General features: G+C 69.9%; 10 protein-coding genes. 1 reads left to right on the top strand and 9 read right to left on the bottom strand.

Annotation, left to right across the window (positions count from 1 at the left end; all coding sequences use genetic code 11):
• Positions 1 to 29: 29 nt before the first annotated feature.
• The 8 genes from pyrF to pyrR form a co-directional block, all read right to left on the bottom strand.
• Positions 30 to 872, bottom strand: a complete 843-nt coding sequence (gene pyrF, locus GFH49_RS04360; RefSeq protein ID WP_155054410.1) for an orotidine-5'-phosphate decarboxylase — start codon at positions 870 to 872, stop codon at positions 30 to 32.
• Complete coding sequence (locus GFH49_RS04355) at positions 869 to 1,975, bottom strand: quinone-dependent dihydroorotate dehydrogenase (protein WP_155054409.1); 1,107 nt, start codon at positions 1,973 to 1,975, stop codon at positions 869 to 871. The genes pyrF and GFH49_RS04355 overlap by 4 nt, the downstream gene beginning before the upstream one ends.
• Before the next feature lie 54 nt (positions 1,976 to 2,029).
• Complete coding sequence (gene carB, locus GFH49_RS04350; RefSeq protein WP_155054408.1) at positions 2,030 to 5,338, bottom strand: carbamoyl-phosphate synthase large subunit; 3,309 nt, start codon at positions 5,336 to 5,338, stop codon at positions 2,030 to 2,032.
• Entirely contained in the window at positions 5,331 to 6,488 is a 1,158-nt protein-coding gene (gene carA, locus GFH49_RS04345; RefSeq protein WP_155054407.1) for a glutamine-hydrolyzing carbamoyl-phosphate synthase small subunit, read from the bottom strand. The genes carB and carA overlap by 8 nt, the downstream gene beginning before the upstream one ends.
• Positions 6,485 to 7,108 (bottom strand): PH-like domain-containing protein, encoded by a 624-nt coding sequence (locus tag GFH49_RS04340; RefSeq protein WP_155054406.1) that lies wholly within the window; start codon positions 7,106 to 7,108, stop codon positions 6,485 to 6,487. Before GFH49_RS04340 ends, carA begins: the two co-directional genes overlap by 4 nt.
• Positions 7,105 to 8,391, bottom strand: coding sequence for a dihydroorotase (locus tag GFH49_RS04335; RefSeq protein WP_155054405.1), 1,287 nt, complete (start codon positions 8,389 to 8,391; stop codon positions 7,105 to 7,107). Before GFH49_RS04335 ends, GFH49_RS04340 begins: the two co-directional genes overlap by 4 nt.
• Positions 8,388 to 9,374 carry an aspartate carbamoyltransferase catalytic subunit gene (locus tag GFH49_RS04330; protein ID WP_155054404.1) on the bottom strand — a complete coding sequence of 329 codons (987 nt, stop codon included), beginning with the start codon at positions 9,372 to 9,374 and terminating at the stop codon, positions 8,388 to 8,390. The genes GFH49_RS04335 and GFH49_RS04330 overlap by 4 nt, the downstream gene beginning before the upstream one ends.
• 83 nt (positions 9,375 to 9,457) lie before the next feature.
• Positions 9,458 to 10,039: a bifunctional pyr operon transcriptional regulator/uracil phosphoribosyltransferase PyrR gene (gene pyrR / locus GFH49_RS04325; protein WP_155054403.1), complete on the bottom strand. Its 582-nt coding sequence runs from the start codon at positions 10,037 to 10,039 to the stop codon at positions 9,458 to 9,460.
• 252 nt (positions 10,040 to 10,291) lie between these two features.
• On the opposite strand from pyrR, the gene bldD reads away from it, so the two are divergent.
• Positions 10,292 to 10,795, top strand: coding sequence for a transcriptional regulator BldD (gene bldD, locus GFH49_RS04320; protein WP_004002691.1), 504 nt, complete (start codon positions 10,292 to 10,294; stop codon positions 10,793 to 10,795).
• Positions 10,796 to 10,941: 146 nt separating this feature from the next.
• Here the strand turns inward: bldD and GFH49_RS04315 are convergent, their stop codons facing one another.
• A complete protein-coding gene (locus tag GFH49_RS04315; protein WP_155054089.1) occupies positions 10,942 to 12,621 on the bottom strand; it encodes an IS1182 family transposase in 1,680 nt (559 codons plus the stop codon).
• Between the last annotated feature and the right edge of the window lie 95 nt (positions 12,622 to 12,716).

Below are 12,716 nucleotides of genomic sequence, written 5' to 3'. Positions count from 1 at the left end.
GAGGACTGGTGCGAGCCCGTTCGAACGCCTCAGGCGGTGGCCACGGCCGTCCGGATCTCCTCCGCGAACCGCTCGGCGGCTCCCCGCAGCGCACCGACGTCGGGCCCGTGCCGCAGCACACCCCGGCTGATATTCGGAACGACGTTGCGCACCGCGGCGCCGAACACTCCGGGCAGGTCGGCCGGAGTGGCCCCCTGCGCGCCGATCCCGGGCGCGAGGAGCGGACCGTTGATGTCGAGGTCGTACGACGACAGGTCGCCGAGCGTGGCGCCGACGACCGCCCCGAAGGAGCCCATCGGCTCCTCCCCCGTGTTCTCGGCGGCCAGGTGCGCCAGCATCGTCGCCCCGACGTTCCGCCCGTCCGCGCGGACGGCGTGCTGGACCTCGCCGCCCTCGGGGTTGGAGGTGAGCGCCAGCACGAACAGGCCCGTGCCGCTCTCGCGGGCCAGCGCGACGGCCGGGCTGAGCGAGCCGTAGCCCAGATACGGCGACACGGTCAGCGCGTCCGAGAAGAGCGGGGCGTCCTTCCCGAGGAAGGACTCGGCGTACGCGGCCATGGTCGAGCCGATGTCGCCGCGCTTGGCGTCCATCACGACCAGCGCACCGGCCGCCCTGGCCTCCGCGACCGTCCTCTCCAGTACGGCGACGCCCCGCGAGCCGAAGCGCTCGAAGAACGCGCTCTGCGGCTTGAGGACGGCGACCCGGTCGGCCAGCGCCTCCACGACCGTGCGGCTGAACCGCTCCAGGCCCGCGATGTCGTCGTTCAGGCCCCACTCGGCGAGCAGGGACGCGTGCGGGTCGATGCCGACGCACAGCGGGCCGCGCTCGTCCATGGCGCGGCGCAGGCGTGCACCGAAGGGTTCCGGGCTCATGCGGCCTTCCTTACGTCGGCGCCGACCGCTTCGGCGAGGGTGGCGTACGGGCTGGTGCGCAGGCGCGCGGCGAGGCCCTTGTGGACGGCACGGGCGTACCAGGGACCCTCGTAGACGAGGGCGCTGTAGCCCTGCACGAGGGTGGCACCGGCGAGGATGCGCTGCCAGGCGTCCTCGGCGTCCTCGATGCCGCCGACGCCCACAAGGGTGATCCGGTCACCCACGCGCGCGTAGAGACGGCGCAGCACCTCCAGCGAGCGTGCTTTGAGCGGAGCGCCCGAGAGCCCGCCGGTCTCCTGGATCAGCGAGGGTTCGGACGCCAAACCGAGGCCCTCGCGCGCGATGGTGGTGTTCGTGGCGATGATCCCGTCCAGACCGAGTTCGACGGCCAGGTCGGCGACCGCGTCGACGTCCTCGTCGGCGAGATCCGGCGCGATCTTCACCAGCAGCGGGACGCGGCGGCCGGTGACCGCACGGTCGGCGGCCTCACGGACGGCGCTCAGCAGGGGACGCAAGTGGTCCACGGCCTGCAGATCGCGCAGGCCGGGCGTGTTCGGCGAGGAGACGTTCACGACCAGGTAGTCGGCGTACGGCGCGAGACGCTCCGTCGACTTCACGTAGTCCCCGGCTGCCTCGGCCTCCGGGACGACCTTGGTCTTGCCGATGTTGACGCCCACGACGGTCTTGAAGACCGGCGTACGGGAGGCCAGCCGAGCCGCGACGGCCAGTGAGCCCTCGTTGTTGAAGCCCATGCGGTTGATCAGCGCCCGGTCCGGCACCAGCCGGAACAGCCGCTTCTTGGGGTTGCCCGGCTGCGCCTCCCCGGTGACCGTCCCGATCTCTACGTGGTCGAAGCCCAGCATCGACATGCCGTCGACGGCGATCGCGTTCTTGTCGAACCCGGCGGCGAGCCCGAAGGGGCCGTGCATCCGCAGCCCGAAGGCCTCGGTGCGCAGTTCCTTGCGGCGGGGCGCGAGCACGGCCGCGATGAACGTGCGCAGCACGGGGATGCGGACGGCGAGGCGGATCCAGCGGAACGCCAGATGGTGGGCCTGCTCCGGATCCATCCGCTGGAACACCAGACGGAAGAAAAGCTTGTACATCACTGTGTCCTCACGAAGAGGGGGACACCGTTTCCGATGTCCCCCTCAGGGCTGCTAGTCGCGGGCCGCGGTCAGACGCTCGGCGTGTTCCTGGAGCGAACGGACGCCCACATCACCGTGGTTGAGGGCGTCGATGCCCTGGACGGCGGCGGCGAGCGCCTGAACCGTCGTCAGACAGGGCACGGACCGCGCCACGGCCGCCGTACGGATGTCGTAGCCGTCGAGGCGGCCACCGGTGCCGTACGGGGTGTTGACGATGAGGTCGACCTCGCCGTCGTGGATGAGCTGGACGATGGTCCGCTCGCCGTTCGGGCCGGTGCCCTCGGACTGCTTGCGTACGACGGTGGCGTGGATGCCGTTGCGCTTGAGGACCTCGGCCGTGCCGGACGTGGCGAGCAACTCGAAGCCGTGGGCGACCAGTTCACGCGCCGGGAAGATCATCGAGCGCTTGTCGCGGTTGGCGACCGAGATGAACGCGCGGCCCTTCGTGGGCAGCGGACCGTAGGCCCCCGCCTGCGACTTGGCGTACGCCGTGCCGAAGACGGAGTCGATGCCCATGACCTCGCCGGTGGAGCGCATCTCCGGGCCGAGGACGGTGTCGACACCCCGTCCTTGGATGTCGCGGAAGCGCGACCACGGCATGACCGCCTCCTTGACGGAGATCGGCGCGTCCAGCGGGAGTTCGCCGCCGTCGCCGGTCGCCGGAAGGAGGCCCTCCGCGCGGAGTTCGGCGACGGTCGCGCCCAGCGAGATCCGGGCGGCGGCCTTCGCCAGGGGCACCGCGGTGGCCTTCGAGGTGAAGGGGACGGTGCGCGAGGCACGCGGGTTGGCTTCGAGGACGTACAGGATGTCGCCCGCCATCGCGAACTGGATGTTGATCAGCCCGCGGACGCCGACGCCCTTCGCGATGGCCTCGGTCGACGCTCGCAGCCGCTTGATGTCGAAGCCGCCGAGCGTGATCGGGGGCAGGGCGCACGCCGAGTCGCCGGAGTGGATGCCGGCTTCCTCGATGTGCTCCATGACGCCGCCGAGGTACAGCTCCTGGCCGTCGTACAGCGCGTCGACGTCGATCTCGATGGCGTCGTCGAGGAAGCGGTCGACCAGGACCGGCCGGGTGGGGCTGATCTCGGTCGACTCGGCGATGTAGGCGGACAGCCGGGTCTCGTCGTACACGATCTCCATGCCGCGCCCGCCGAGCACGTACGACGGCCTGACCAGGACCGGGTAGCCGATCTCGTCGGCGATGGCCTTGGCCTCGGCGAAGGTGGTGGCGGTGCCGTGCTTGGGGGCCGGGAGGCCGGCCTCCTTGAGGACGCGGCCGAAGGCGCCGCGGTCCTCGGCGGCGTGGATGGCCTCCGGGGAGGTGCCGACGACCGGCACGCCGTTGTCCTTCAGGGCCTGCGCCAGGCCCAGCGGCGTCTGGCCGCCCAGCTGGACGACGACCCCGGCGATCGGCCCCGCGAGGGACTCCGCGTGGACGATCTCCAGCACGTCTTCCAGCGTCAGCGGCTCGAAGTACAGGCGGTCGGAGGTGTCGTAGTCCGTGGAGACCGTCTCGGGGTTGCAGTTGACCATCACGGTCTCGTACCCCGCGTCGCTCAGCGCGAAGGAGGCGTGGACGCAGGAGTAGTCGAACTCGATGCCCTGGCCGATGCGGTTGGGCCCGGAGCCCAGGATGATGACGGCCGGCTTCTCGCGGGAGGCGACCTCCGTCTCCTCGTCGTACGAGGAGTAGAAGTACGGCGTCCTGGCGGCGAACTCCGCGGCGCAGGTGTCGACCGTCTTGTAGACCGGGCGAATGCCCAGCGCATGCCGGACCTCGCGCACGACGTCCTCGCGCAGGCCGCGGATCTCGCCGATCTGCTGGTCGGAGAAGCCGTGCCGCTTGCCCTCGGCCAGCAGGCCGGGGGTCAGCTCCGGCGCCTCGGCGATCTCGTCGGCGATCTCCTTGATGAGGAAGAGCTGGTCGACGAACCACGGGTCGATCTTCGTCGCCTCGAAGACCTCCTCGGGCGTGGCACCCGCGCGGATGGCCTGCATGACGGCGTTGATACGGCCGTCGGTGGGCCGTACGGCCTCGCGCAGCAGCTGCTCCTTGTCCCCGGGCTCGCCCACGAACGTGAACTGGCTGCCCTTCTTCTCCAGCGAGCGCAGCGCCTTCTGGAACGCCTCGGTGAAGTTGCGGCCGATCGCCATGGCCTCGCCGACCGACTTCATGGTGGTGGTCAGCGTCGAGTCGGCCTGCGGGAACTTCTCGAAGGCGAACCGGGGCGCCTTGACCACCACGTAGTCGAGGGTCGGCTCGAAGGAGGCCGGGGTCTCCTGCGTGATGTCGTTCGGGATCTCGTCGAGGGTGTAGCCCACGGCGAGCTTCGCGGCGATCTTGGCGATCGGGAAACCGGTCGCCTTGGAGGCCAGGGCCGAGGAGCGCGACACGCGCGGGTTCATCTCGATGACGATGACGCGGCCGTCTTCGGGGTTCACCGCGAACTGGATGTTGCAGCCGCCGGTGTCGACGCCGACCTCGCGGATGACGGCGATACCGATGTCCCGGAGGATCTGGTACTCGCGGTCGGTCAGCGTCATCGCGGGCGCGACGGTGATCGAGTCGCCGGTGTGCACGCCCATGGGGTCGAAGTTCTCGATGGAGCAGACGACCACCACGTTGTCGTGCTTGTCGCGCATCAGCTCCAGCTCGTACTCCTTCCAGCCGAGGATGGACTCCTCCAGGAGCACCTCGGTGGTGGGAGACAGGGTCAGGCCCTGTCCGGCGATGCGGCGCAGCTCCTCCTCGTCGTGCGCGAAGCCGGAACCGGCGCCGCCCATGGTGAAGGACGGGCGGACGACGACGGGGTAGCCGCCGAGGGTCTCGACGCCCCCCAGGACGTCGTCCATGGAGTGGCAGATGACCGAGCGGGCGGACTCGCCGTGGCCGATCTTGGCGTTGACCGCGTCCACGACCAGCTTGAACTGGTCACGGTCCTCGCCCTTGTGGATCGCCTCGACGTTGGCGCCGATCAGTTCGACGCCGTACTTGTCCAGGACGCCGTTCTCGTGCAGCGAGATCGCGGTGTTGAGGGCCGTCTGGCCGCCCAGGGTGGGCAGGAGCGCGTCCGGGCGCTCCTTGGCGATGATCTTCTCGACGAACTCCGGGGTGATCGGCTCCACGTAGGTCGCGTCCGCGATCTCCGGGTCGGTCATGATCGTCGCCGGGTTGGAGTTGACCAGGATGACGCGCAGGCCCTCGGCCTTGAGCACGCGGCACGCCTGCGTGCCGGAGTAGTCGAACTCGGCGGCCTGGCCGATGACGATCGGGCCGGAGCCGATGACCAGGACGGACTGGATATCGGTGCGCTTAGGCACGCTGGCCCTCCATGAGCTTCACGAAGCGGTCGAACAGGTAGGCGGCGTCGTGCGGGCCCGCTGCCGCTTCGGGGTGGTACTGGACGCTGAAGGCCGGCCGGTCGAGGAGTCGCAGCCCCTCCACCACGTTGTCGTTGAGGCACACGTGGGAGACCTCGGCACGGCCGTAGGGGGTGTCGGAGACCTTGTCGGCCGGGGCGTCGACGGCGAAGCCGTGGTTGTGCGCGGTGACCTCGACCTTGCCGGTCGTACGGTCCTGCACCGGCTGGTTGATGCCGCGGTGGCCGTACTTCAGCTTGTACGTGCCGAAGCCGAGCGCGCGCCCCAGGATCTGGTTGCCGAAGCAGATGCCGAAGAGCGGGATGCCGCGCTCCAGCACGGCCCGCATCACGGAGACCGGGTGGTCGGCGGTGGCCGGGTCACCCGGGCCGTTCGAGAAGAACACGCCGTCCGGGTTCACGGCGAACACGTCCTCGGCCGTCGCCGTCGCGGGCAGCACATGCACCTCGATGCCGCGCTCGGCCATCCGGTGCGGGGTCATGCCCTTGATGCCGAGGTCCACGGCGGCGACGGTGAACTTCTTCTCGCCGATGGCCGGGACGACGTACGCCTCCTCGGTGGCGACCTCGGCGGACAGGTCGGCGCCCTTCATCTCGGGGGCCTGGCGCACCTCGGCGAGCATGGTGCCCTCGTCGGGCAGCGCGTTGCCGGAGAAGATGCCGACGCGCATGGCGCCGCGCTCACGCAGATGGCGGGTCAGCGCGCGCGTGTCGATGCCGGAGATCCCGACGACGCCCTGGTAGCGCAGTTCCTCGTCCAGCGACCGCTTGGCCCGCCAGTTGGAGGGCACGCGCGCGGGGTCGCGTACGACGTACCCCGCGACCCAGATCTGCTTGGACTCGGGGTCCTCGTCGTTGACGCCGGTGTTGCCGACGTGCGGGGCGGTCATCACGACGACCTGGCGGTGGTACGACGGGTCGGTGAGGGTTTCCTGGTATCCGGTCATGCCGGTGGAGAACACGGCCTCGCCGAAGGTGGCCCCCACGGCCCCGTAGGCACGGCCGCGGAAGGTCCGGCCGTCCTCCAGGACGAGTACGGCGGGAGCCGCCTTGTGCCTCTGGGAGGCGGTCCCCTGGATGGAGGTCGTCATCGTTCGGCGCCTTCCGTGCTGTTGGTGTTGATCATGGAGTTGATGACATCGACCCATTCGTTGTGCTCGGCGGCCGTGTCGGAGCGGAACCCTGAGTCGATCAGCCGCTCGCCGTGCGCCCAGGTCACCACGAGCAACCCGCCCTCGGTGAGCACCTTGCCGGCGATCCCCTTGTCGAGCCGCGCCTCACGCAGGGCCGCCACGGGGACGAAGAAGTCGGTCGCGCCGGGGCGTACGACGTCCAGTCCCGTATCGGTCAGCGTGAGCCGGACCCGGCTGCGGGTGCCGAGGCCGTGCGCCACGATGCGGTCGAGCCACTGACCGGCGGTGGTGGAGCCGTGGTAGCGGCCGCTGAGTGTAAGCAGCGGCGGCTTGCCGCCTCCGTTGAGGGTGGTGGCGGGCGACGGGTGGGCCAGTTTCTCCGCACCGGGCTCGTCCGGCGCGCTGGGCAGCTCGGGCAGGTCGCCCTGGAGCGTGCCGCGCCACTTCCAGCCCTCTCGCATCAGCCAGTAGATGAGCGCGACGAAGAGGGCGAGGCCGACGAGCCAGCCGACGCGGGCGGCCCAGTCGGTGACCTCAGCCGATTCCTTCTCGGCGGCCAGCAGGATTACAGGTGTCACGTGAGCTTCCCGTCGACGAGCGTGGCCTTGCCCCGGAGCCACGTGTGCGTCACGCGGCCCGGCAGCTCACGCCCCTGGTACGGAGTGTTGCGGCTGCGCGAGGCGAAGCCCCTGGGGTCCACGGACCCACGGTATTCCGTGTCGACGAGCGTGAGGTTGGCGGGCTCACCAACCGAGACGGGGCGGCCGTGCCCGCCCGCCTGCCCGATCCGGGCGGGCTTGACGGACATGCGCTCGGCGACCCCGGCCCAGGTGAGGAGCCCGGTGTCCACCATCGTCTCCTGGACCACTGACAACGCGGTCTCCAGGCCGACCATGCCCATGGCGGCCGCGGCCCACTCGCAGTCCTTGTCCTCGTGCGGGTGCGGGGCGTGGTCGGTGGCGACGATGTCGATCGTGCCGTCCGCCAGGGCCTCGCGCAGGGCGAGCACATCGCGCTCGGTGCGCAGCGGCGGGTTGACCTTGTAGACCGGGTTGTACGTCCGGACCAGCTCGTCGGTGAGGAGGAGGTGGTGCGGGGTGACCTCGGCGGTGACGTCGATACCGCGGGACTTGGCCCAGCGGATGATCTCGACGGACCCGGCGGTCGACAGATGGCAGATGTGCACGCGGGAGCCGACGTGCTCGGCGAGCAGGACATCCCGGGCGATGATCGATTCTTCGGCCACCGCCGGCCAGCCGCCAAGACCCAGCTCGGCGGAGACCACGCCCTCGTTCATCTGGGTGCCCTCGGTCAGCCGCGGCTCCTGCGCGTGCTGGGCGACGACGCCGCCGAAGGCCTTCACGTACTCCAGCGCCCGCCGCATGATCACGGCGTCGTCGACGCACTTGCCGTCGTCGGAGAAGACGGTGACGCCGGCCGCCGACTCGTGCATGGCGCCCAGTTCGGCGAGCTTCCTGCCCTCCAGGCCGACGGTGACGGCACCGATGGGCTGCACGTCGCAGTAGCCGTGCTCCTGGCCGAGCCGGTACACCTGCTCGACGACACCGGCGGTGTCGGCGACCGGGAAGGTGTTGGCCATGGCGAAGACGGCCGTGTAGCCACCGCTCGCCGCCGCGCGCGTACCGGTCAGCACGGTCTCGGAGTCCTCGCGCCCCGGCTCGCGCAGATGGGTGTGCAGGTCGACCAGGCCCGGCAGCAGCACCCTGCCGCCCGCCTCGACGACCTCGGCGCCCTCGTCCGGCAGGCCGGTGCCCACGGCCGCGATCTGCGAGCCCTCGATCAGGACGTCCTGCGGCTCACCGCCGAGCACCTTCGCACCACGGATCAGGATCTTGCTCATCGGTCTTGCTTCTCCTCGGTACGGGGGTGGCTGACGGCCGGTTCGCTGCCGCCCAGCAACAGGTACAGGACGGCCATCCGGATGGAGACTCCGTTTGCGACCTGCTCGATGGCGGTGCAGCGCTCGGAGTCGGCGACCTCGGCGGTGATCTCCATGCCGCGGACCATCGGCCCGGGGTGCATCACGATGGCGTGCTCGGGCATCTTCGCCATGCGCTCGCCGTCGAGGCCGTAGCGCCGCGAGTACTCGCGCTCGGTCGGGAAGAAGGCGGCGTTCATCCGCTCGCGCTGGACGCGCAGCATCATCACCGCGTCGGACTTGGGCAGCGTGCTGTCCAGGTCGTACGCCACCTCGCACGGCCAGGTCTCGATGCCGACCGGCAGCAGGGTGGGCGGGGCGACGAGCGTGACATCGGCGCCGAGGGTGTGCAGCAGGTCGACGTTGGAACGGGCGACGCGGCTGTGCAGGATGTCGCCGACGATCGTGATGCGCTTGCCTTCGAGGTCCTGCCCTATCCCGGCGTCCCGCCCGACCAGGCGGCGCCGCATGGTGAAGGCGTCCAACAGGGCCTGCGTGGGGTGCTGGTGGGTGCCGTCGCCTGCGTTGATGACGGCGGCGTCGATCCAGCCGGAGTTGGCCAGGCGGTACGGAGCCCCCGAGGCGCCGTGCCGGATGACCACGGCGTCGACCCCCATGGCTTCGAGGGTCTGGGCGGTGTCCTTCAAGGACTCGCCCTTCGACACCGAGGAGCCCTTGGCCGAGAAGTTGATGACATCGGCGGACAGTCGCTTCTCCGCCGCTTCGAAGGAGATCCGGGTCCGCGTCGAGTCCTCGAAGAAGAGATTGACGACGGTACGGCCGCGCAGGGTCGGCAGTTTCTTGATCGGCCGGTCGGCGACCCGGGCCATCTCCTCGGCGGTGTCGAGGATCTGGACGGCGTCGTCGCGGGTGAGGTCGGCGGCCGAGATGAGATGGCGTTGCATCTTTCAGGCTCCGTAAGGCAGTTCAGGCGGGGAGATCGGGGCAAGTGAGGGCACGCCAAGGGCAGGCGTGTCCCGTCTGCTTGCTACCGGGTCGGCTTCACACCGAGCAGTACGGTGTCGCGACCGTCCTCCTCGGCGAGCTGGACCCTGACCGTCTCCCGCAACGACGTGGGGAGGTTCTTGCCGACGTAGTCGGCACGGATGGGCAGTTCACGGTGGCCGCGGTCGACGAGGACCGCGAGCTGCACGGCGCGCGGACGCCCGATGTCGTTCAGCGCGTCGAGCGCGGCGCGGATGGTGCGGCCGGAGAAGAGCACGTCGTCGACGAGGACGACGAGGCGGCCGTCGACGCCGTCACCGGGGATGTCCGTGCGGGCCAGCGCACGCGGCGGATGCATGCGCAGGTCGTCGCGGTACATGGTGATGTCGAGCGAACCGACGGGGATCTTGCGGTCGGTGATCTCCTCAAGCTTGCGGCCGAGCCGCTGGGCGAGGAAGACACCGCGGGTCGGGATACCGAGGAGCACCACGTCGTCGGCGCCCTTGGCACGCTCGACGATCTCGTGGGCGATGCGGGTCAACACCCGTGCGATGTCAGGGCCTTCGAGAACGGGCCGGGCATCGGACTGCGTCGGGTCCTGCGTCGTGTCCTGTTGCTTGTCCATATGAAACGGACCTCCTTCTCCGCCTCACGGGACGGACCTTAAAGGACGTCGGAATTGCGCCGTCCACGGTATCAGGCCGGGATGACTCCCCTGATCACCCCCTTGGCGTAATCAGGTGCTGGTACCACGGAAGAGTCGGTGTGGACCATTCGGCTTGACGCAGAAGAATCACGCTGCGTAACCTCACAGTGAGTTACCAGCCGCGCGGCATGGAACCACACCAGCCGCGTCGACACAGTGCCGGGGAGCTATATGTCCAGCGAATACGCCAAACAGCTCGGGGCCAAGCTCCGGGCCATCCGCACCCAGCAGGGCCTTTCCCTCCACGGTGTCGAGGAGAAGTCCCAGGGACGCTGGAAGGCGGTCGTGGTCGGATCGTACGAGCGCGGCGACCGTGCCGTGACCGTGCAGCGCCTTGCCGAGCTGGCGGATTTCTACGGCGTTCCGGTGCAGGAGCTGCTGCCGGGCACCACTCCGGGCGGGGCCGCCGAGCCGCCGCCGAAGCTGGTCCTGGACCTGGAGCGGCTGGCCCATGTGCCGGCCGAGAAGGCGGGCCCCCTGCAGCGGTATGCGGCCACGATCCAGTCGCAGCGCGGTGACTACAACGGCAAGGTGCTCTCGATCCGCCAGGACGACCTGCGCACACTCGCCGTCATCTACGACCAGTCGCCCTCGGTGCTGACCGAGCAGCTGATCAGCTGGGGCGTCCTGGACGCGGACGCGCGCCGCGCGGTCTCCCACGCCGAGGAGAGCTGAACGCGAAGCCGCTTCAGCAGAAACGTGCCGCCGGGGTGGCCGGAACTTCACGGTTCCGGCCACCCCGGCGGCGTTCTGCGTCCCTGCCGGCGCTCCAGTGGGCGGGGGGACGCCGGAGGGCCCGCAGCGGTCTCGGACGCTGTTGGTTAATTCGGGCCCTGTTGCTTCGCCCCGTCGACTTGGTCGGCGGGGCGAAGTGCTGCGAAGTGGCTGGTGCGGGTGCGGGCTCGTGGTGTGCCGGTGAGGTGGGCGTCGATGCGGGTGAGGTTGATGGCGGCGCCTGTGAGCTGGTGCTGGAGACTGGTCTTTGCCAGGCCCCGGTAGCGGGATCTGCGCAGGCCGCAGCGCTGGAGGCCTTGAGAAATGGTGCCCTCGACCCCGGCACGGATCTTGTAGCGTTCCTTCCACACGTCGGTCTGCTGCTCGGTCCGGGCGGCCTGGACGGCTTCATGTTCGGCGCGGTGGCGCAGGGTGATCTCCCGGCGTTCGGCCTTCGGTGAGCTGACGCAGTCACGCAGGTGGGTGCAGGTGCGGCAGTCGGCCGGGTTGAAACGAACCCGGATGACGGGTTGGCCGTGCTGCGAGTGCCGGTGGTGCCACTGCGTGCTGGTAATACCGTCCGGGCAGGTCACCTGCTGTTTGTCCCAGTCGATGGTGAAGGCGTCCTGTCCGTAGGGGCCGTCCTTCTGGGCCGTGGTGTTGGCCGCCATCGGGCCGTGCAGAGCGATGCCGTGTTCGCTGCGGGCGGCCACGACCTGGGCGGCGTTGGGGTAGCCGGCATCGACCCAGTGTTCGCCGGGCAGGCAGTCCCGTTCGGCGAGGGAGGCGTGGATCGGGCCGGCCATCACGCTGTCCGGGACGGTGGCGTCGGTGGTGGCCACGTTTGTGATCAGGTTCGGGGTGTCCGGCTCGCAGGTCTCGGTGAGATGGGCCTTGTATCCGTCCCACAGGATGTCGCGTTTCTTGCTGCCCCTCGCCTCGGGGTCATAGGGCGTGACCAGGCGCGTCGCGCCCGGCGGGCGGTCTTTTGGGTCCCGCCGCCGCACCTCGCCCCCGGTCAGGTGGAAGTGCTGAACCCACATCTGCCGCAGAATCTGGACCGGCTCCAGCTCCCGCAGCCCGGCCGGCGCCCGGGGCGAGAAGACGGCCTCAAGCAGTCGCATCCCGTCAGCCCCGATCCGCCTGCCGACCTCCTCCCGTCCGACCTGGCCCTTGGGGAACCGGGAGTCCTCGGCCCGGGTGGCGTAATGCCTGAACCACTCTGGTTCGGCAACCTCCACCAGCCAGTCGGGGGCAGCCTGCGCGAGCGTGTTCAACGCCGAACGGAGCGTCTCCGCCACCATCTCCAGCCAGCACAGCTCCCGTGCCGCGGACTGAACATGCGTGGAGTCGGTCCTGGCCCGGCCTGCCGTCTTCAGCAGTCCTTTCTCCCGGGCCGCGGCCAGGATGCCGTCCAGCACCCGCCTGCCCGCCTCCGCCTCGATGAGGCGGTCGCGGAACTCCGACAACACCGAGAAGTCGAAGCCCGGATCAGTCAGTTCCAGCGCGAGGGCGTACTTGAAGTCGATCCTCGCCCGCACCGCCTCGGCGGCCTGCCGGTCGGTGAGACCCTCGACGAACTGCAACACCAGCACCAACGCCAGCCGCCCCGGTGACCAGGCAGGCTTCCCCCGCGCAGGGAAGAGATCCGCGAACTCCTCGTCGGTGAACAACGGTCCCAGCTCGTCCCGGACGCGGATCGCCAGGCTCCCCTTCGGGAACGCGGCCCGCGCCACCCGCACCGTCTCCACCGGAATCTCGCCCGGCCCGCTCGGCTGCATAGACATCGACACCCACCCCATACGACAACGTCGGCTCCCAAGACCACAACCGGGTCTTGGGAGCCGACGTCACGCACGGGCCCGAATTAACCAACAGCGTC

Source organism: Streptomyces blattellae, from assembly GCF_009709555.1.
Classification (GTDB): Bacteria; Actinomycetota; Actinomycetes; order Streptomycetales; family Streptomycetaceae; genus Streptomyces; species Streptomyces blattellae.
Note: the sequence above shows the minus strand (reverse complement) of the source record. Positions and strands in the feature narration are given on the sequence as shown.

Coding starts and splice junctions, on each gene's coding strand:
- bldD (WP_004002691.1), top strand. CDS start 10,292: ATGTCCAGCGAATACGCCAAACAGCTCGGGGCCAAGCTCCGGGCCATC.
- carA (WP_155054407.1), bottom strand. CDS start 6,488: ATGACGACCTCCATCCAGGGGACCGCCTCCCAGAGGCACAAGGCGGCT.
- pyrR (WP_155054403.1), bottom strand. CDS start 10,039: ATGGACAAGCAACAGGACACGACGCAGGACCCGACGCAGTCCGATGCC.
- GFH49_RS04330 (WP_155054404.1), bottom strand. CDS start 9,374: ATGCAACGCCATCTCATCTCGGCCGCCGACCTCACCCGCGACGACGCC.
- pyrF (WP_155054410.1), bottom strand. CDS start 872: ATGAGCCCGGAACCCTTCGGTGCACGCCTGCGCCGCGCCATGGACGAG.
- GFH49_RS04335 (WP_155054405.1), bottom strand. CDS start 8,391: ATGAGCAAGATCCTGATCCGTGGTGCGAAGGTGCTCGGCGGTGAGCCG.
- GFH49_RS04355 (WP_155054409.1), bottom strand. CDS start 1,975: ATGTACAAGCTTTTCTTCCGTCTGGTGTTCCAGCGGATGGATCCGGAG.
- GFH49_RS04315 (WP_155054089.1), bottom strand. CDS start 12,621: ATGTCTATGCAGCCGAGCGGGCCGGGCGAGATTCCGGTGGAGACGGTG.